This is a genomic window from Bradyrhizobium sp. JR3.5, from assembly GCF_054057015.1.
The window spans coordinates 5,354,822-5,373,180 of record NZ_JBSRYV010000002.1; the positions used below are offsets into that span (position 1 = coordinate 5,354,822).

General features: G+C 62.0%; 13 protein-coding genes, 1 tRNA gene and 3 pseudogenes. 10 read left to right on the top strand and 7 right to left on the bottom strand.

All coding sequences use genetic code 11. From position 1 onward, the window contains the following. Window positions 1-89 precede the first annotated feature (89 nt). From ACVWW1_RS42590 to ACVWW1_RS42600, 3 genes are read left to right on the top strand one after another with little or no spacing between them, the layout of a single operon-like run. Complete coding sequence (locus tag ACVWW1_RS42590) at window positions 90-410, top strand: hypothetical protein (protein WP_456659999.1); 321 nt, start codon at window positions 90-92, stop codon at window positions 408-410. Beyond that, on the top strand, window positions 388-1,191 hold the full coding sequence (locus ACVWW1_RS42595; RefSeq protein WP_456660000.1) for a hypothetical protein: 804 nt from the start codon (window positions 388-390) through the stop codon (window positions 1,189-1,191). The genes ACVWW1_RS42590 and ACVWW1_RS42595 overlap by 23 nt, the downstream gene beginning before the upstream one ends. A gap of 12 nt (window positions 1,192-1,203) precedes the next feature. Beyond that, window positions 1,204-2,496, top strand: coding sequence for a hypothetical protein (locus tag ACVWW1_RS42600; protein ID WP_456660001.1), 1,293 nt, complete (start codon window positions 1,204-1,206; stop codon window positions 2,494-2,496). Here ACVWW1_RS42600 and ACVWW1_RS42605 read toward each other — a convergent pair. Continuing rightward, window positions 2,399-2,701 (bottom strand): annotated as a pseudogene (locus ACVWW1_RS42605) (IS5 family transposase); the annotation flags it as partial. The gene ACVWW1_RS42600 and the pseudogene ACVWW1_RS42605 sit on opposite strands and share 98 nt — an antisense overlap. Window positions 2,702-2,853: 152 nt before the next feature. Here ACVWW1_RS42605 and ACVWW1_RS42610 point away from each other — a divergent pair. From ACVWW1_RS42610 to ACVWW1_RS42625, 4 genes and pseudogenes are all read left to right on the top strand, one after another. Next, window positions 2,854-2,947: transfer RNA gene (locus tag ACVWW1_RS42610), tRNA-Gln, on the top strand. A 291-nt stretch (window positions 2,948-3,238) separates the two neighbouring features. Next, window positions 3,239-6,350, top strand: a pseudogene (locus ACVWW1_RS42615) (DEAD/DEAH box helicase). A gap of 807 nt (window positions 6,351-7,157) precedes the next feature. After that, window positions 7,158-8,730: pseudogene (locus tag ACVWW1_RS42620) on the top strand (porin). A gap of 585 nt (window positions 8,731-9,315) precedes the next feature. Beyond that, window positions 9,316-9,627, top strand: a complete 312-nt coding sequence (locus ACVWW1_RS42625) for a hypothetical protein (RefSeq protein WP_456660002.1) — start codon at window positions 9,316-9,318, stop codon at window positions 9,625-9,627. A 332-nt stretch (window positions 9,628-9,959) separates the two neighbouring features. Here the strand turns inward: ACVWW1_RS42625 and ACVWW1_RS42630 are convergent, their stop codons facing one another. Beyond that, window positions 9,960-10,319 carry a hypothetical protein gene (locus ACVWW1_RS42630; protein WP_456660003.1) on the bottom strand — a complete coding sequence of 120 codons (360 nt, stop codon included), beginning with the start codon at window positions 10,317-10,319 and terminating at the stop codon, window positions 9,960-9,962. Between the two features lie 241 nt (window positions 10,320-10,560). Here ACVWW1_RS42630 and ACVWW1_RS42635 point away from each other — a divergent pair, with 241 nt between their 5' ends. Continuing rightward, entirely contained in the window at window positions 10,561-12,135 is a 1,575-nt protein-coding gene (locus ACVWW1_RS42635; RefSeq protein ID WP_456660004.1) for a porin, read from the top strand. 511 nt (window positions 12,136-12,646) lie between these two features. Here ACVWW1_RS42635 and ACVWW1_RS42640 read toward each other — a convergent pair. The 5 genes from ACVWW1_RS42640 to ACVWW1_RS42660 all read right to left on the bottom strand — a co-directional run bounded on the left by ACVWW1_RS42640 (window position 12,647) and on the right by ACVWW1_RS42660 (window position 16,309). Beyond that, the gene (locus ACVWW1_RS42640; protein WP_173641427.1) at window positions 12,647-13,681 is read right to left on the bottom strand and encodes an LLM class flavin-dependent oxidoreductase; all 1,035 of its coding nucleotides are present in this window, start codon (window positions 13,679-13,681) and stop codon (window positions 12,647-12,649) included. A gap of 224 nt (window positions 13,682-13,905) precedes the next feature. Further along, window positions 13,906-14,355 carry a glutathione S-transferase C-terminal domain-containing protein gene (locus tag ACVWW1_RS42645; RefSeq protein WP_456660806.1) on the bottom strand — a complete coding sequence of 150 codons (450 nt, stop codon included), beginning with the start codon at window positions 14,353-14,355 and terminating at the stop codon, window positions 13,906-13,908. Beyond that, window positions 14,280-14,831: a glutathione S-transferase N-terminal domain-containing protein gene (locus ACVWW1_RS42650; protein WP_456660005.1), complete on the bottom strand. Its 552-nt coding sequence runs from the start codon at window positions 14,829-14,831 to the stop codon at window positions 14,280-14,282. Before ACVWW1_RS42650 ends, ACVWW1_RS42645 begins: the two co-directional genes overlap by 76 nt. Window positions 14,832-14,943: 112 nt before the next feature. Continuing rightward, the gene (locus ACVWW1_RS42655; protein WP_456660006.1) at window positions 14,944-15,702 is read right to left on the bottom strand and encodes an SDR family NAD(P)-dependent oxidoreductase; all 759 of its coding nucleotides are present in this window, start codon (window positions 15,700-15,702) and stop codon (window positions 14,944-14,946) included. A gap of 37 nt (window positions 15,703-15,739) precedes the next feature. Beyond that, window positions 15,740-16,309: a TetR/AcrR family transcriptional regulator gene (locus tag ACVWW1_RS42660; protein WP_176532891.1), complete on the bottom strand. Its 570-nt coding sequence runs from the start codon at window positions 16,307-16,309 to the stop codon at window positions 15,740-15,742. 103 nt (window positions 16,310-16,412) lie between these two features. Between ACVWW1_RS42660 and ACVWW1_RS42665 the strand changes: the two genes are divergently transcribed. Further along, entirely contained in the window at window positions 16,413-17,201 is a 789-nt protein-coding gene (locus ACVWW1_RS42665) for a crotonase/enoyl-CoA hydratase family protein (RefSeq protein ID WP_456660007.1), read from the top strand. Between the two features lie 211 nt (window positions 17,202-17,412). Continuing rightward, window positions 17,413-18,264 (top strand): division plane positioning ATPase MipZ, encoded by an 852-nt coding sequence (locus ACVWW1_RS42670; RefSeq protein WP_456660008.1) that lies wholly within the window; start codon window positions 17,413-17,415, stop codon window positions 18,262-18,264. The last annotated feature ends 95 nt before the right edge of the window (window positions 18,265-18,359 follow it).

Sequence of the window (18,359 nt, forward strand, 5' to 3'; positions counted from 1 at the left end):
GGTTAACAAAACATTAAGTTGTTGCGTTCCGGATACAGCCAGAACGTGCGCTGCTTGCTATGTTCGCTCCCATTTGAGGGAGTAATTTCATGACGAGCGGGCGCATTTTGAGCGCCGGGCGGAGCTTTGCCTCGCTTGGTGTAGTGCTGGGCTTGATGGGGTGTGCGATCCATCCGGTGCCGGAAGACGTGACGGGCGCCACCACCTATCAGATCGCCCGGCAGATCCGCTGCGAAACTCGCGCAGCCGCCAAAGCCCATGTGATCGGCTTCTTGCGGCAATTCGGCAACGACAGTCCTTACGCGGCTGGCGATCTCAGAGCCAAGCAGCTGCTGGCGCTCTATGACGAAGGCGGCTCCCAAGGACATCAGTACGTTCCGGCCGGGTTTGTTCGCAGGCCCGTACTATGAGGAGGTACGCAACTATCTCACGATGATCTACACGACCGCGGTCGCCTACAGCTTTGATCTCACCGGCGATGTGCAGAACAATATCGGCACCACCGTGAACCTGGTTGGGCCATGGGCCAACAACTTCACGCTCGGGATCTCGGCCGACGCCAATCGCGAGCGGCAGAACGAGCGGGTGTTCACTCTGACCGATACGCTCGGCGACCTGTTGATGAGCCTGAGCAAGCCGCAATATGGCGTCCCTTATTGCGGAGCCGAGCAGCTGGTCGGTCCAAACTATCTCTATCCCGCCGCGGGCAATATCGGCGTCTACGAGACACTCAAGACATTCTTCGAGCTCAACTCCTTCACGAACGTCACGGCAACCGACGGTTCAAAAGCCGGTAACGTCGCCGCGACGGCGCCAACCTTCACCGACAAGCTGACATTCACGACCACCGTCGACTTCTCGGGCTCGCCAAAGGTCACGTTCGCGCCGGTCGGCAGCCGCTTCCAGTTCGCGGACGCTATGGTGAAAGGTTCAGTGCAGCGCACCGATACCCACAAGGTGTATGTCGCCCTGGCGCTGGAGCCGGCAGGCGTGGTGAGCTCGGCCGCGCTGCATAATTTCCAGTTTGCATCTCCCGTGCTCGTGACCGCAGGAGGCAAGCGAATTGCGAAATCCAAGACCGTTGTCGGAACGACCGTGACGGCCCAGATCCGGACCCGGGGTCAAGAGATTGCTGTTTCTGCGGTCGATCAGCTGCAGAGCAGGGAAGTTCAATTCATTCTGTCTCGATAGTGGAGAAGAGATATGCCGCAAACGCCCAAGACGGCCGCCAAGGGGGCTGCGATCAGCAAGGGTCGATTTCCAACGATCGCGTTCGTGAACAAGGCCACAACCCCGCTGGGTGTACCGCTCGACAAGCTCGTTGCGGCGCTCACGAGGCAATTGGAGGAGCATTTCGTACCCGTCTGGGGCTATCATGCCGAACTGTATGTCACCGCCGAGCCGAAAGCCGGCGAATGGCAGATCGTCTTCCTGGACGATGCGGATGCCGCCAATGCGCTCGGCTATCACGACCTCACGAAAGATGGTCAGCCGATCTCCAAGGTCTTCGTCAAATCCACGCTGGCGGCCGGCCAGAAGGTCAGCACGACCGCATCCCATGAACTTCTCGAAATGCTGATCGATCCCGGCGCCACGCTCTGGGCGCAGGGAAGCGACGGCAGGTTCTACGCTTATGAGATGTGCGATGCCGTCGAAGGCGAGGAATACGAGATCGACAATATTGCCGTCAGCAACTTCGTGTACCCTTCATTTTTTGAAGCTTGGCGGCAGCCGCGATCGGTCCGGTTCGATCATCTCAACAAGGTGTCGCAGCCGTTCGAAATCCTGCAGAACGGCTACCAGATCATCAACGATGGCCTGTCGGTCCGTGAAATATTCGTCTCGCGCGCCAAGGAGCGGGACATTCCGCACGGTCGAGGTCCGCACCCAGCACCGCAGCGAATACCGGAAGATGATGGCTTCGGATGGCAATGCAGCGCAGCCACCATCCCCGGACATGGAGGACCATGCCGCGGTGCTCTACCATGCCGGGCAATTTCTGACGGCCTTGGCGGTGAGCAAGAAGCGAGGGCCCGTAAGTCCGTTCAAGTGGCCCTGGAATCTCTACCCGCCGGGTTCCCCGTGGCCTTCTCCGTGATCGATCGGCGAGCGACTCGCGGACGAGTGAGGGGTTGGGCCGGTTCATCTGTCACGGGATGGAGTATCGGCGGCGCATCGCGAACCTCGCCGTACGGCGACGGAAATTCCGGCCTCAGGCTGGCTTGCCGTCGCCGCCGCCTCGCTGGGGCCGGTCCCGGCACTCGTGGCGTCCAGCTCTTGGGCGCCGCGCTCAACCATGGCGGTCGAGTCATTGAAGCGCTGCACCGCCAAAAAGGAGGCATAGGAAGACGGGTAATATCGCAGCGTGATCCACATCGGTATTCTCCGGGCTTTCCATCAGTGTGGTGGAATCGACGATCAGATATTCAAAGTCCGGATCATCGGACATCGCCTCGAAGATCCGCCACCAAACACCCTTCATGCTCCATCGGCTGAAGCGCCGGAACACGCTGTTCCAATCCCCGAATGCTTCCGGAAGATCGCGCCAGGGAGCACCGGTACGCACGATCCACAGCACGCCTTCCACGAACATCCGGTTGTCGCGCCCGGTCGAGCCTTTCTGGTCAGGCCGGCCTATGATCAGCGGCGCTATCCGCTCCCACGCCGCGTCGCTCAAAACCAACCGCTCCATCACACCCAAGACTGCCTCTCCAAAAGCAGCCTTGAATCTGATTTGCTCCGAAATGGGAATCCCTAGAGTCCACACCACCTAGTTGTCAGATCTGGTCGCATTGTCTGTCCCAAGACGTTCTGAATTGCCCTGTAACCTATTGATCGGATTAGACGCAGAACTGGTCCGTAATTCAGAACTGATGTTGATACTGCTCGAAATCCTCGCGGATTTTGATTCCGCCATTCGGAGGTTCGATCCCTCCCGCCCCAGCCAGCAAGCAAGCCATTGATTTCGATGGAGGAATCGATTTCACCGATCGAGGCCTTGCCGCTATTTCGGGCGGGATTGCGCCTTCCGTCTGGAAATCCGTGCCGCTTTGGTTTCCATGCCGGTGGGCGACAAGCCCCGAGTCGCCCTGAAATCCTGTCACCAGGCGATCGGACTTTACGACATAACGATGGATTTGACGTGGCGAATACCAAGAAGGCCCGCCCGGCTGCTGGCGCGAAGAAGAAAAGCAAGGGATTGACGCGTTCCGGGATCTCATCCTCCTCGCCACTCGGCATGCTGGCGCTGCATCTTCTCGAGCAATGGAAGAAGTCCGGGCGTGACGGCATCGTCTTCCTTGCGGAAAGCGAGAACCGGGCGGAGCGCCTCGGCAGCGTGCTGCATTCGCTCGATCCTTCGCTCGAGGTGCTGGTGTTCCCGAGGCTGAATACCTTGCCGTTTGACGGGCTGGAGCCGTCGCACGAGATCGCCGGCAGGCGGAGCTCGGTGTTGCGGCGTCTTGCGAAGAGCAGGAAGCCGGTCTTCCTGGTGTCGACGGCCGAGGCGATCATGGAACGGTTGCCGCTGCCCGCGAGCTGGGGCCGCCTTAGCATCAGCCTGAAGGTCGGTGCGCGCTATTCCGAGCAGGATCTCAAGGATCGTCTGGAAGCTCTGGGATACGATCTCGACGAAGAGGCGGACTATCCCGGAAGCGTCCTGTTCCACGGAATGACGTTCGAAGTGTTTCCTGCCGGCGCCCTTGGGCCGTACAGGATCGAGCATTCCGGTGGCGTGATCCGCAGGATCGCGGGCGTCGATCCCAACGAACACGACGTCGTCTTCGATACGCAGGAGCTGCTGATCGATCCGATGTCGGAACGGATCGCGTTGGGAGGCAAGCGAGCACAGCGGGCGGCGCTGCCGGAGTGGATTATTGCCCGCGCGCCCGCTGGATCGCGGACGCGGGAGTTGCAGGTCATGCCGATAGCTGGCTGAGCACGATCAAGGAGGCGGCCGGCCGCAGAGAGACGGAGCGCGAGTACTTCGGCCCCGTCGATTGGAAGCGGCTGACCAAGCGCATGAGTGCGCTGCCTCGCAAGGCGGCGTTCACCCCGACGCCCGATTTCTCGACGGTCGCCTCGTCGCGAAGAGCGCTCCGCGCCTTTGTCGCCGACACGCAGCGCGCCGGATCGCGGCTGCTGCTTGTTGCGGCGCTCGAGGACGATTTGCGCACGATGGAGCGCATGAGCGGGATCAAGGCGGAGCGCGTCACCGACTGGAGCGAGGCGGCGAAGGGGCGGGGTGGTGAAGCGGCGCTGCTGGCTGACTTCGATACCGGTTTCATCGGTTCGGGCCGCAAGCCGCTTGTCGTCGTCACGGCGACCGACGTGCTCGGCAGCCGGGCTCATCATCCGCAGCCCATGGCCAGAGCCTGGGGTGCGGCATTCGATCATCCCGACGTGCCGGAGCGCGGCGCGGTGGTCGTTCATCTGCCGCGCGGGCTGGCCGTGCTCGATGGCTTGCAAACCCTCGACATGGGAAAGGGATCATCGCGCGAGATGATCAGGCTGGGATTTGCCGGGGATGATGCCGTGCTGGTTCCGCCCGCCGATCTTGCGCTGATCTGGCCGTATGCGGCGGAGCGCGGCAAGCTGACCTTGGACAAGGCGGACGGAAGCACGTGGTGGGCGCGACGGACCAAGGCGGAGCAGGAGATTCAACTTGCCGCCAAGACGCTTGCCAAGCACATCGCGCAGCGACGCCGCCGGCGCGCTCCCAAACTGGTTGCTCCCGGTCCCGCATATGAGCGGTTCGTCGCGCGCTTTCCATATTTCACGACAGTCGACCAGGCGAAGGCGATTCGGGACGTGCTGGATGATCTGGCGTCGGGTCATCCGATGGACCGGGTCGTCTGCGGCGACGTCGGGTTTTGGCAAGACCGAGGTTGCCTTGCGCGCGGCGGCGGCCGTTGCCCTGTCAGGGAAGCAGGTTGCCGTCGTCGTCCCGACGACCGTCCTGGCAAGGCAGCACGTCGCGACGTTCCGCAAACGGTTTGCCCCGCTCGGCATCGAAGTGGGAAGCTTGTCGCGCGCGACGTCGGCTGCGGAGATGAAGCAGACGAAGGAAGGCCTGCGAAGCGGAAAGATCAAGATCGTGGTCGGCACGCAGGCGATCGCGTCGAAGGACGTGAAATTCGCCAAGCTGAGCCTGGTCATTGTCGACGAAGAGCAGCACTTCGGGGCGGCGGAGAAAGCGAAGCTTTCGGGCCTGGCGAAGAGCGTCCATACGCTTTGGATGAGTGCCACGCCGATCCCGCGCACGCTTGCGGCAGGTCTCGCCGGATTCAGGGACCTGAGCGTGATCGCATCCCCGCCGGTCCATCGGCTTCCGGTCGTGACCAAGATCGCGCCACTTTCGGACGCCGCCATTGCCGCTGCGCTGCTGCGCGAGCAGCGGCGTCACGGGCAAAGCTTCCTGATCTGCCCACGCATCCAGGATCTGGATCCACTGTTGGCGCGCGTGCAGGCGGTGGCCCCGGAGCTCCGCATCGCTTGCCTGCATGGCAAGCTACCGGCCGACGAGATTGATGATCGAATGATGAGCTTCGTCGAAGGCGAGGCCGACGTGCTGCTGGCGACCAACATCGTGGAAAGCGGTCTCGACATTCCGCGGGCGAACACCATCGTGGTCTGCTGGCCGGAAAAGTTTGGTCTGGCACAGCTCCACCAGCTCAGGGGGCGGGTGGGACGCGGTGGCACGCGCGCCTTCGCGTACATGCTGACGGAATCGAACTCGGAGCAATCCGGCAAGCGTTTGGCCGTTCTCGAGGAGTTCAGCAGACCGGGCGCCGGTTTCGCGATCAGCGAGCGCGATCTGGATCTCAGAGGTGCCGGAGATCTGCTTTCCGAGCGGCAGTCCGGCCACGTGCCAGGTTTTCGGACCGGTGCTCTACAGCCACCTTCTGAAGCAGGCCTCGGAGAAGACCAACGACCGGGCCGCGGATCTTTGGGTGCCCGATCTCAACCTTCCACTCGCCGACCTGCTGCCCCGGAGTTATGTGCAATCGGAATCCATGCGCCTTGAAATCTATGGCCGCGTCGCGAGGTGCCGGAGCGAAGACGATCTGGAAGATCTGGAGGAAGAGACCTCTCGCCGCTTCGGCAAGCTGCCGCCGGCCGGCCGGGATTTCTTCACCGCGGCAAGGCTCAGGATCGATTGCAAGCGGCGAGGTATCGTGAGGCTCGACGTCGGGCCGGAGGCCGTCGCAGCGACGTTTCTGCCGGGGAGGCTGCCTAAATCCAGAGCACGATCGCTACAACGCGACGGCGATCGCGTCTTTTATCCTGGCAAGACAAACGAACCGCCGTTCGAGCGGATCGATGATCTGCTCGACATCTTGGACGAGTGAGTACGACGTTACTCCTGGCCAAGCCTTCGTCGTCGGCCTGCTCTGATGTGAACGATCGCGCCGCCGCTTCGCGGTGCCGCCTGACGTTCGTCAGATGCGAGTCTTGTGACTGCTCGGAGCGCATCGCCCCTTGTGAGTGCATCGCGCGGGCAGTGGAGATATTTCATCGTGCGCCGGCTGCGGAGAACAAATCGACTGATTCCGTGCGCTGACATCGCCGTGACATGTAGCGCCGGTAGTGCACCTGTGAGGCGGTCCGTCCCGTCGTCAAGCCTGCTCCGAACAATCGGAATGCCCCCTTCCAGGCGCGAGTCGACGGTATTTGGGGCGGGCTATGTCGTTCAGATACCGGCATTTTCGAGCCGAAATTTTGAGCACGGAGCCGGAATCAGTGGCGTCGGAACGGCCTCCGATTTTCGTTTTATCGGCAGGACGACGCGTTTTGCACACCGTTCCGCCCGCTGTTGCCCAAGCTTGCGCCCGCTAGCGGTATCTCCAATATTATCGCTATATTTCAATAACTTGCCGAAATGCCGCAGTTCAAATACCCGTGATATTTGTGCAACATTTGCCCGAAAACAGCCGCAACTTACCTCAACGCGAGCGGTCTTTTGTTGCGTGATCGGGGGCCTTCTGTCTCATATGGAACTGCGACGGAGGGGGGCATCCCAAGGTCGTCCCGTTTTAGGTGGTTCGCTTAAGTCCACCATCGTTACGAGGATGCGTTGATTTCCAACGTCTTTTCGCGGGCAGTTTCACAGGCTTTGTACGGCAGATTGTACAGAGCGAGCAACTTGGAGGTTTAACATGAACTTGGTTAAGAGCCTTATCCTCGGCTCGACAGCGACGTTGCTCGCCGTCGGCGGAGCTCAGGCTGCTGACCTTCCCGTGAAGGCGAAAGCCGTTGAATACGTGAAGGTTTGCTCCCTGTATGGTCCCGGTTTCTATTACATCCCGGGCACCGACACTTGCATCAAGCTGGGCGGCTATCTGCGCGCAGACGTCATCATCAACTCGAACTCGGACTACACGGGCAACACGTCGGGTGCCGGTGGTGCGAACAACCGGTTCACCAACGGCTACACTTGGCGTTCGCGTGAAGACCTCAACATCGATACGCGCACCGCGACCGAATACGGCGTGGTTCGCACCTTCTTCGATGCGACGTTCTCCTGGACGTCGGACACCTACGCTGGCCAGGGCAACGGCGCGACCGTTTACTCGCCCATCGGCGCGGTTCAGGCTCCGAACAACGCCAACTCCGGCGCGGTTGCAGGCGGTACGGTAGGCGTTTACTACGCCTTCATCCAGTTCGCCGGCTTCACCATGGGTAAGGCGGTCTCGCAGTTCTCGGCTCCGTGGGCCAACTACCCGGGCAACAACTACGACGGTCTCGTCGGCGGCGGCGGTACGATCACTGGCGTGAACCAGTTCACCTACACCGCGCAGTTCGGCAACGGCGTGTCGCTGTCTCTGTCGGCTCAGGATCAGTCGGCCTACTATCAGGCTGGTGTGGTTAACCTCGGTGCTCCCGTTAACTTTGGCGTGCCTGGCAACACCAACGTGTTCGGCATCAGCGATTATGCCGGCACGGTTGCGCCGGACCTTGTCGCGATGCTGCGCGTCGACCAGGCTTGGGGTCTGTTCCAGGCGTCGTTCGCGGCGCATGACAATCACGTGGCCTACTACGGCGGCACTGAGTTGACCGGTCATCCGGACGACAAGTGGGGCTGGGCTGGTCAGTTGGCTTTGTCGATCAAGAACATCCCGACCGGACCGGGCGACACCATCAACATGCAGGGGGTCTACACCAACGGTGCGACCCGCTATAACATCCAGGACCTCGCCGGTTCGGCTGGTGCCAACACCATTTTCGGCGGTACCAACATCCCTGGTGCCTACCAGAGCATCGGCTTCGGCATCGCGCCGGACAGCATATTCGTGACTGGTGGCTCGCAGCAGCTGATCACGACCTACGGCTTCCGCGGTGCGTACGTGCACAACTGGAACCCGAATTGGAAACACCAGCATCTACGGTGCCTGGGCCCAGGTTAACTACAACAGCACTTCCAAGGGCTACATCTGCGGCCCGGCTGGCAACGGCGTGGGTGGTTCGCTCAGCAACTTCTTTGGTGCTGGTTCGGCCCTGACGTCCTGCAACCCCGATTACAGCATTGCGCAGATCGGCACGCAGACCCAGTGGACCCCGATCAAGAACCTGACCTTCTCGGGAGACTTCGTCTACACCCGTCTGGACCAGAGCTTTGCTGGTACGGTCGCGTTCCCCGGCAGCCCGTCGATCGGCAAGCCGGGCGCTGTGTACGAGCTGAAGGACCAGAACACCTACCAGCTGATGCTTCGCGCGCAGCGCAACTGGTAATACCGGTTGATCTGATTGCAGGCTAACAGAGCCCCCGGTGGAAACGCCGGGGGTTTTGCTTTATTCGGCGATGCGTCTGCGGCGTGGCAGCCATTTTTTCTTTCGCACGATGTCATATTTGGGTCATTGACGCGGGCCAACCCGGGATGGACGTTTGGCGAGCCATGACGGTAGCCCAACAAATAATTCGCATAATCCGCGAGCAGCCAGGTCTTACCGAGCGCCAACTTGCCGAGCGGCTGTTCGGCAAGGGAGGTACCATACAGCGCGTCAATCCAGCGTGTCGAAAGTTGGTGGCAGCCGGCTGGCTGGAGCGGCACGGCCGAGGGTGGGCGGCGGACCCCTTCACGTATCATCCTGCGAAGCCTGATCGCTGAGCCAGGCACGCGCCTGATCTCATTATTTCACGTGGGCAAGCTAGGGCTCCTCGTGGAGACACACGGCACCCTACGGCCGTCACTCGTCTTCTCGCGCGGCTCTCGCAACAGGCGCCCGTTGAGCTTCCGGTTGGCGATGCCCCATTGAGCGCCTGTGGATGGGCGTTGGCATACGCGCAGAGCGTGAGAATCAGGTAAGCACGTTCCTATGAGCGAGGACCCCGAAGACGACGAAGAACTGCTCGAAGAGGGTGCGAATGACGACATTTCGTTACGCCCCAATGATAACGCCGATGACCGCGTGCTCGTTGAGCGCTTGGTGCCTGCGAAGATCATGGAGAAGTACGAGATCATCAGCTACCGCAACGCCGCTGTGATCTTGTCCCAAGCCCGGAACGGAGAGTTCGAGGACATCCTCAAGGCGCTCGAAGACTTCACCCTAACCACAACGATGAGATACGGTGCTGGAGCACATCCACCTCAACATGCCCGGTATCCGCCAGGTTACTTGGGACTTTGAGCCTGATGGTCCTAAGGTGTACGCGCCGCGCAGCAGCTCAGCTAATGAAGCAGTTATCAGCCTCATGCGGGACCGGAAGCCAGGAACAGTGCCACTGCCTTACGTCCAGCGAGAACTATCGTTGAGCAAACGGCAGCTAGGACGCCTAAAGGAAGAGCTGGCTAAGGCCACGAGCAAGATCACGGCGGCGCTGCGTGAGATTGGGGTGATGTACAGGGTAGAAGGAAGAGGCAGAGGCACGAACAAGCTACCTTGTGAAGGCAGCATAGCCCACGGACAATGGCCGCATCAGGTTATCCCAGCTAAGGGAGCCCGGTGCGGCCGTTTTTTCCTTATTGGTTGCAGGTCGTGTTAGTGCCGCCGATGCCATTGGGCATGGTGGAGCAGTGAACCATAGGTGGGTTGGCGCTCTGCATTGCTTCACTGGCCCGCTGCAACCTCTGCCCAAACTCGTGGATGCGAGCTTGCCGGTTCGCTTCTTCTGCGGCCGCTAGCTGTTGATCTTGCAAATACAGACTTTCTAGACACTTGCTGTAATCGGGCGTGCCCACCGTGGGTTCAAGGTAGAACTTTTCCTCCCACGCCATGCCATAGCGAGAAGCATATTCGGAGCGAACGTCCTTCGGGATAGCCTTCCGGGCAACATAGGCCCCCGTGGGGGACCGGCTTAGCTTCGTCATTAACAGCGCCATTTTGTACGATGCCTTGTACGTAGCGGCATCCAAATAGCGTTGGCAATCAATAACTTATTGATATTTAGAACTATGGCGCTCCGGTTCCCCGGATCGCTTAAGTCCCTCGCGTTCATGCGGGTGTGTCCGAAGGCGCGAAGCGACTGAGCGGGGATTTAAGGGACAAAGGGAACCAACCTGAGGGTGTTTTACCCGGCGGATCCGGAACCTTCCCTGAGATAGAGCAACTTGGAGGTTTAACATGAAGATGGTTAAGAGCCTTATCCTCGGCTCGGCGGCGGCTCTCGTCGCGGTCGGCGGAGCTCAGGCGGCCGATCTTCCCGTCAAGGCCAAAGCGGTCGAGTACGTGAAGGTTTGCTCCCTGTATGGTCCCGGTTTCTACTACATCCCGGGCACCGATACCTGTATCAAGCTGGGCGGCTATCTGCGCGCAGACGTTCTGGTGAACACCAACTCGGACAACACCGGCAACACCTCGGGCGCCGGCGGGGCGAACAATCGCTTCACCAACGGCTACACCTGGCGTTCGCGTGAAGACCTCAACATCGATACGCGCACCGCGACCGAATACGGCGTCGTCCGCACCTTCTTCGATGCGACGTTCTCCTGGACGTCGGACACCTACGCTGGCCAGGGCAACGGCTCGACCGTCTACTCGGCGATCGGCACCGCTTCGGCTCCGAACAACGCCAACTCCGGCGCGGTTGCAGGCGGTACGGTCGGCGTCTACTACGCCTTCATCCAGTTCGCCGGCTTCACCATGGGTAAGGCGGTCTCGCAGTTCTCGGCTCCGTGGGCCAACTATCCGGGCAACAACTACGACGGTCTCGTCGGCGGCGGCGGTACGATCACTGGTGTGAACCAGTTCACCTACACCGCTCAGTTCGGCAACGGCGTGTCGCTGTCTCTGTCGGCTCAGGACCAGACGGCCTACTATCAGGCTGGTGTGGCCAATCTTGGCGCCCTTAGCCCGATTGGCGCCGCTATCGGTGCTACCGGTCCCTTCGGCGCGAGCGACTATGCCGGCACGATTTCTCCGGACTTCGTCGCGATGCTGCGTGTCGACCAGGCTTGGGGACTTTTCCAGGCTTCGTTCGCGGCGCATGACAACCATGCGGCCTATTACGGCGGCACCGAGTTGACCGGTCATCCGGACGACAGGTGGGGCTGGGCTGGTCAGTTGGCCTTGTCGATCAAGAACATCCCGACCGGACCGGGCGACACCATCAACATGCAGGGCGTGTATACGGACGGTGCGACCCGCTACAACATCCAGGACCTCGCCGGTTCGGCAGGTGCGAATACCATTTATGGTGGCACCAATCTGGCTGGCGCCTATCAGAGCGTAGGGTTCGGCATTGCGCCCGACTCGGTGTTCGCAACCGGAACACAACAGCAGCTGATTCAGACCTGGGGCTTCCGCGGTGCATACGTGCACAACTGGAACCCCTACTGGAACACCTCGATCTACGGTGCTTATGCCGCTGTTATGTACAACGACACGGCCAAGACTCTCGTCTGCGGCGTTGGCGGCGTCGGTGGCTCGATCCGGAGCGCACTTGCTCCTGCGGGCAGCGGAGCTGCTATGACCACCTGCAACCCCGACTACAACATCGCGCAGATCGGTACGCAGACCCAGTGGACCCCCGTCAAGAACCTGACCTTCACGGCAGACCTGACCTACACCCACCTGGATCAGAAGAACGCAGGCACGGTCGTGGCACCCAGCGCTCCTATCGGCAAGCCCGCAGCTCTCTACAAGCTGAAGGACCAGAATACGGTTCTCCTCCTGCTCCGCGCTCAGCGCAACTGGTAATACCGGTTGATCTGACTGTGATCTAACAGAGCCCCCGGTGGAAACGCCGGGGGTTTTGCTTTGTTCGGCGATGCGTCTGCGGCTCGGCAGCTATTTTTTCTTCGCACGATGTCATATTTGGGTCATTGACGCGGACCAACCCGCGATGGACGTTTGGCGAGCCATGACGGTAGCCCAACAAATAATTCGCATAATCCGCGAGCAGCCAGGTCTCACCGAGCGCCAACTTGCCGAGCGGCTGTTCGGCAAGGGAGGTTCCATACAGCGCGTCAATCCAACGTGCCGGAAGTTAGTGGCAATGGGCTGGCTAGAGCGACATGGCCGGGGATGGGGGGCGGACCCGTTCACCTATCATTCTACGAAACCTAAGCTCTGACTCGAGAGCACGGCTGAGGCGACTGTCTCGGTAGCAGATGCACATGCTGCGTCCCGGTTGATCTGACTGCGATCCAACAGAGCCCCCGGCGCCAAAACGCCGGGGGTTTTGCTTTGGTGGGCGCGCTCTCGCCGATCAGCCGGCGAGCATGTCGCGCACCATCGGCACCACCTTGCGGCCGTAGAGCTCGATGCTCTTCATCAGCTTCTCATGCGGCAGCCGGCCCGCCGAATATTTCAGCTGGAAGCGCGCCGCGCCGAGCGCCTTCACGGTCGCCGCGATCTTGCGGGCGACGGTTTCCGGCCCGCCGACATAGAGCGAGCCGTGTTCGGCCTCGGCTACGAACTCGTCGCGGCTCATCGGCGGCCAGCCGCGCTCCTTGCCGATCCGGTCACGCATGACCTTGTAGTCGGGCCACAACTCCTCGCGAGCTTGCGCGTCGGTCTCGGTGACGTAGCCCGGCGAATGCACGCCGATCGGCTTCGGCGTCCGGCCGAACTGCTGGTAGGCGCGCTGGTGCAGGTCGACATAGGGCGCAAAGCGCTTGGGATCGCCGCCGATGATCGCGAGCATCAGCGGCAGGTCATAATGCGCCGCGCGCACCACCGATTCCGGGCTGCCGCCGACGCCGATCCAGGTCTTCAGCCGGCCGTGCTCGACCGGCGGATAGACCGACTGGCCGCTGAGCGGCGGCCGCAGCTTGCCTTCCCAGCTCACCGGCTCCTGCTTCAGGAGTTCGACGAACAGGTCGAGCTTTTCCTCGAACAGCTCGTTGTATTGCCTGAGGTCGAAGCCGAACAGCGGGAACGACTCGGTGAATGAGCCGCGGCCGAGGATCACCTCGGCGCGGCCGTTCGAGACCGCATCGACGGTTGCGAAGCGCTGGAAGACGCGGATCGGATCGTCCGAGCTCAGCACGGTCACCGCCGAGCCGAGGCGGATGTTCTGGGTGCGCGCGGCGATCGCCGCCAGCACGGTCTCGGGGGAGGAGATCGCGAAGTCGGCCCTGTGGTGCTCGCCGAGCCCGATGAAATCGATCCCGAGTTGATCGGCCAGCACTGCCTCGTCGACGACGTTGCGGATCACCTGGGCGTGGGGCAGCGGCGCACCGGCTGCGTCCCTGGTGACGTCGCCGAACGTGTCGAGCCCGAATTCGAGAGAGGTCGTCATCAATCAGTCCAGTTGTCGGCGTGGCGAAGCATCCGCCACGGGCCACCCATCGCACGCAGGCCGAAAGGTCGTATTGCTGCGGAGATGTCCGCAAGCCTGCGCTGTGGAGCCTTCTGTTGGAGATACAGCTGAGGTATTGCCTGTTCGCCGATCGGCAAGGTCACGCCGCGAAACGCAGCGTTTCCAGGTCGCCTGTATCCGGCCTGCGGCCGAGGCTGCGGCGATCAGCCCGGCATGACCAGGAAGCCGGCCCGTGGGAAATGCACCACGACCTCGCCTGTGCGTTCGTCGGAGCGGCGGATCGCGATGTGCTGTGCCGACAGCGAGACGATCTCGCCGCGGACCGGGATCTTGCCGTAGTCATCCGGCATCACGCTGACGATGTCGCCGGGCTTGCGGCCGTTCGGATCCAAAGGGTCGCCGAAAACAGGCGACTCCGGCCGCGACTTCGCCGCGATCTCGAGCGCGTCGGCCGACGACATCTCCTTGCGCGCGCCGTGGCCAATCGCGCGGACGCGCTCCTCCCAGGCCGCAGTGCGCGGCAAGGGCTTCACGATCTCGTCGATCGTGGCGACGCTCTGCCGTGCGTACCACACGTTCATGTAGGCGCTGACGTCGGCGAGGCTGAACTCGCCGAACAGCCACTGTCGGCCGTCACCGAGTTGCGCCTCGATCCAGTCGACATTGGCGAGCGGAACTGGTCGCGCATCTGCGGCAGCGCCGCGGCCATGGCGGCGACGTCGAACTTGGCGCCGCGCAGCTTCTCGCGATCCTCGATGAAATCCTGCGGGACCTTGTCGCCGATGAAGCCGAACGCGAGGGTGACCGTGTTCTGGAAGAACGGCCGGTCGGTCCACATGCCGAGCGCCCAGGGCATCCCGGCATTGCCTGCCGGAAACAGCGTCGGCGTCGGATAGCGCCGCTCCAGCTCGCGGATGATGATCTGGGTGTCGCAATAGATGTCCGCGCCGATCTGCATCGTCGGCGTACGGCGATAGCCGCCGGTCATCGGCATCAAATCCGGCCGCGGCATGATCCGGGGAATCCGTACCGAGTTCCAGGCAAGCTTCTTGAATCCGAAGATGACGCGGATTTTCTCGGAGAACGGCGATTGATCGAAATGATGCAGGATCGGCGTGGGCTGCGACATGGCCTTCTCCCGGGATAGGGGTGCGATCTCCTCGGACCTTGTCGCACAGCCTGACAAGATTTCGGCGGATCGCAACCCATTTCCTCTGGAGAACGACGACGGCGCCGTGTCGTCAGAACGACTCAGCCCATGGCCGCAGGTCGAGCTCCAGCGTCCATGCGCTGCGATGCTGGTGATGCAGCACCCAATAGGCGTCCGCGATGGCTGCGATGTTGAGCAGCCCGTCCGGCCCGCGGTCGTCCTTCAATTGCGGACGCATGCTCAGCAGGCGATCGCCTTCGATGCCGCCATCGACCACGACATGGCCGACATGAATGCCCTGCGGCCCGAATTCCCGCGCCACGCTCTGCGCCAGCGCGCGCAGCGCGGCCTTGGCGGAGGCGAATGGCGCGTAGTTGGCCTTGCCGCGCAACGAGCCGCTGGCGCCGGTAAACACCAGCGTGCCGCCGCCGCGCGCAAGCAGGGCAGGGATCGCGGCTTGCGCGAGCTGGAATCCGCCGAGCGCGTGTTCGCGCCAGTGCTCCTCGAAGCGCTGCTCGGTGACCTTGAGGAACGGCGCCGGCCGGTTGGAGCCTGCATTGTGCACGGCCATCGCCAGCGGCGCGAGCTTCCCGGCAGCCTCGACGAAGCGGGCAACATCCGTGGCTTTTGAGGCATCGCCGACGACATGGATGACTTTGGCGCCGGTTGCTGCGAGTTCGGCCGCCGTCGCGGCGAGCTTCTCGGCGTTGCGCCCGGCGATCGCGACGGGATAGCCACCGGCGGCAAAACGACGCGCGATCGCGGCGCCGAGGCCGTTGGATGCGCCGACGCCGGCAATCAGCACGCTTCCCTGCACGGCGGTCGGCTCGAGGCCGGATCGGTCGTTCATGGCTCACTCCATCAAGCTGCCCGCGGCGCGGGCGAAATCATTGGTCGGACGCCATCGCGACGATGGCATCGCGCACCGTGCGCAGAATGGCGTCGGACCGCTTCGGATCGGTGATGACGCGCGAGATCGCGAGTGCGCCGACCATCGCGCTCACCGCGACGATTGCGCCGCTGTCGCCATCGTCGCCGAGCGTCTCGGCGACCTTGGCGATGAAGGCTTCGATGTGCGGCTCCATGACCGCGCGGCACTGCTCGTCGGCGCGGCCGACATCGGAGATCAGCGCGCCGATCGCGCAGCCCGACTTCGGCTGGTCGCGATGGCTGCGGCTGAGATAGCTTCGCACCAGGGAGTTGACGCTGACCGGCTTGTCGGGATCGCGCGATGCGCGCGCCGACGCCTCGCCCAAGGTCAGCGCCTGTTCCAGCGCCGCGGCGATCAGGTCGGAACGCGAGGCGAAGTGGCCATAGAAGCCGCCATGGGTCAGCTTCACCTGCTGCATCAGGCTTCCGATGCTGAGCGCGTCGAGCCCCTTGTCGCGGATCTGCGTCGCAGCCTCGTTCAGAATGCGCTCACGACTCCTGGCCTTGTCGGCCTGGGAATGACCCATTTCGCATAGCCCTGTTTGACTCTCCATCTGGATTATGACCATCATGCATCTGGATGACAAGCATCATTCAGAAAATTGTCAGTCACGAAGCAGGGAGGAACAGATGTCGGGCAGCGCGAGCGAAGGGCGGGTCCGCCACGAGCGGCATGATCAGATCCTGAAGATCATCATCGACAATCCGGCGAAGAAGAACGCCTTCAGCCCGGAAATGATGGCTGAGCTGTCCGACGTGCTGACGCTGCTCGACAATGACGACGCTCTCTGGGTTGGCGTGCTGTGTGCCGCCGGCGACAGTTTCACCGCGGGTCTCGACATGCCGAAATTCTTTGGTCCGACGGCAAGCCGCAAGCCGCTGCCGGAGGGCAACGTCGATCCCTTTGGACTGTCGCAGCGGTGCCGGAAGCCGATCATCACGGCGGTGCAGGGCATCGTGTTCACCGTCGGCATCGAGATGATGCTGGCCGGCGATATCGTCGTTGCCGCGGACGACAGCCGGTTCTGCCAGATGGAAGCCAAGCGCGGCATCGCGCCGCTGGCCGGCGCGCATTTCCGCTACATCAGCCGCGCCGGGTGGGGTGATGCGATGTATCACCTCTTGCTGTGCGACGAGTTCAGTGCCGCAGAAGCGCATCGGATCGGCCTCGTGCAGGAAGTCGTGCCGGCCGGTCAGCAGATCGAACGCGCGATGGCGCTTGCGGAGATCATCGCACGCAACGCGCCGCTCGGAATCCAGGTGACGAAAGAGGCGGGCCGCAAGTTCATCGAAGCCGGCGAGCAGGCGGCAATTGCGATCATCCCGCAGATCCGCGAACGCGTGCTCAACACCGCAGATGCGGCCGAGGGCATCAAGTCGTTCGTCGAGCGCCGCGCCGCGGTGTTCCAGGGACGCTAGTCCCCCGGGGAAGCTGGTCTCAGCGGCGCTCGCTGCGTTCACGATACGTGCTCGAATTGCCGTTGTGACAATGTTGTCGCAGCCGCATCAATTTCGATCACAGCGATCGTGCGACGACTCTTGTCGAGATTCGTCGAATCAGGGAGATTCGAATCCATTCATTACATTCAATTTCGTCCTGCTTTCACTCAAGCGTCAGGTATGGATTCCCATGACAAACGCACGAGTAATAGTTGTCGGAAATAACAAGGGCGGCTCGGGCAAGTCGACAATTGCCATGCACGTCGCCATCGCGCTGATCAAGGCGGGTCAGCGTGTCGCCACCATCGATCTCGACAATAAGCAGAAGTCGCTGACGCACTACGTCGACAACCGGCGGGACTGGGCGCGGGAAACCTCGCTGGATCTCGGTATCCCCGCGCATATGTGCTTCGAGACAATCAGCGGCGGAAGCAGTGAGGTCGAGACGCTCGGCCGCAGCGCGCTTGCCGAGATCGTCGAGCGGCTCAGCCGGTCGCACGATTTTGTCGTCATCGACTGCCCCGGTCACGACACCTATCTGACGACGTTCACGCATTCGCTGGCGAACACGCTGATCACGCCGCTGAACGACAGTTTCCTCGACTTCGACGTGCTCGGCACCATCGATCCGAACGACTTCAAGGTGACCGGCATCAGCCACTATTCGAAGATGGTGGAGGAAGCGCGGCGCCAGCGCAGCGCACATGATCAGCCGGCATTCGAGTGGGTGGTGCTGCGCAACCGCCTCTCGACGATCGGTTCCCGCAACAAGCGGCTGGTCGGCGAAGCCCTCAACGAACTATCGAAGGCGCTGAATTTCCGCCTGGTCGATGGCCTGGCCGAGCGCGTGATCTTCCGCGAGTTCTATCCGCGCGGATTGACCGCGGTCGACGATGTCAATCAGCTCGCGCTCGGCGGCCGGCCGACCATGTCGCATGTCACTGCATGGCTTGAGATGGAGCGATTGATGACCGCGATCATGCTGGGTCATCTGGTGTCGCGCCCGGCGGAATCTGCCGACGTCAGCCGCGACGCGGCGTAGGCGAGGTTGGATCGCTAAAGCATGATCCGGAAAAGTGCGTAGCGGTTTTCCGAAAAGATCATGCTCAAACAAAGAGCTAATGCGCGATGACGATT

Excerpts from the sequence above, each read along its gene's own strand:
- ACVWW1_RS42590 (WP_456659999.1), top strand. The coding sequence starts at position 90 with ATGACGAGCGGGCGCATTTTGAGCGCCGGGCGGAGCTTTGCCTCGCTT.
- ACVWW1_RS42600 (WP_456660001.1), top strand. The coding sequence starts at position 1,204 with ATGCCGCAAACGCCCAAGACGGCCGCCAAGGGGGCTGCGATCAGCAAG.
- ACVWW1_RS42625 (WP_456660002.1), top strand. The coding sequence starts at position 9,316 with ATGAGCGAGGACCCCGAAGACGACGAAGAACTGCTCGAAGAGGGTGCG.
- ACVWW1_RS42630 (WP_456660003.1), bottom strand. The coding sequence starts at position 10,319 with ATGGCGCTGTTAATGACGAAGCTAAGCCGGTCCCCCACGGGGGCCTAT.
- ACVWW1_RS42635 (WP_456660004.1), top strand. The coding sequence starts at position 10,561 with ATGAAGATGGTTAAGAGCCTTATCCTCGGCTCGGCGGCGGCTCTCGTC.
- ACVWW1_RS42640 (WP_173641427.1), bottom strand. The coding sequence starts at position 13,681 with ATGACGACCTCTCTCGAATTCGGGCTCGACACGTTCGGCGACGTCACC.
- ACVWW1_RS42650 (WP_456660005.1), bottom strand. The coding sequence starts at position 14,831 with ATGTCGCAGCCCACGCCGATCCTGCATCATTTCGATCAATCGCCGTTC.
- ACVWW1_RS42655 (WP_456660006.1), bottom strand. The coding sequence starts at position 15,702 with ATGAACGACCGATCCGGCCTCGAGCCGACCGCCGTGCAGGGAAGCGTG.
- ACVWW1_RS42660 (WP_176532891.1), bottom strand. The coding sequence starts at position 16,309 with ATGGGTCATTCCCAGGCCGACAAGGCCAGGAGTCGTGAGCGCATTCTG.
- ACVWW1_RS42665 (WP_456660007.1), top strand. The coding sequence starts at position 16,413 with ATGTCGGGCAGCGCGAGCGAAGGGCGGGTCCGCCACGAGCGGCATGAT.
- ACVWW1_RS42670 (WP_456660008.1), top strand. The coding sequence starts at position 17,413 with ATGACAAACGCACGAGTAATAGTTGTCGGAAATAACAAGGGCGGCTCG.